The sequence below is a fragment of the Streptomyces sp. HD genome (assembly GCF_028369295.1).
GTDB lineage: Bacteria > Actinomycetota > Actinomycetes > Streptomycetales > Streptomycetaceae > Streptomyces.
The window spans coordinates 1-357 of the sequence record NZ_JAQMYP010000192.1 but is presented as its reverse complement, the minus strand read 5'-3'; the positions used below and the strand labels follow the sequence as shown (position 1 = coordinate 357).

The window sequence follows — 357 nt, the reverse complement described above, 5'->3', positions numbered from 1 at the left end:
CCCGCCATACGTCAGCGCTCCCCAGATCTCCCACACCGAGAAGTCGAACGCGAACGAATGGAACAACGTCCACACGTCACCGCGCGAGAAACCGAAGTCCGCGTCAGTGCCACGCAGCCGGTTCACCACACTGCGATGCTCGACCAACACCCCCTTCGGAGTCCCGGTCGAACCCGACGTGTAGATCACGTACGCCACATCATTCGGAGTGACGTCGACCGGCGGGGCATCGGTGGGCTCGTCCACCACATCGACGTCGACACACAGCGTCACTGCTCCGGTGTCCGGCAGCCGGTCTCGCAGCGCCTCCTGCGTCACCACCACACCCGCCGCCGTATCCCGCAGCATGAACTCCAA

The 357-nt window shown here is 64.4% G+C and carries 1 protein-coding gene; it reads right to left on the bottom strand.

The features are described from left to right. Positions 1-348: AMP-binding protein (locus POF73_RS45955; RefSeq protein WP_272125507.1), on the bottom strand; the 348-nt coding region annotated here is incomplete at its 3' end. Positions 349-357: the final 9 nt, after the last annotated feature.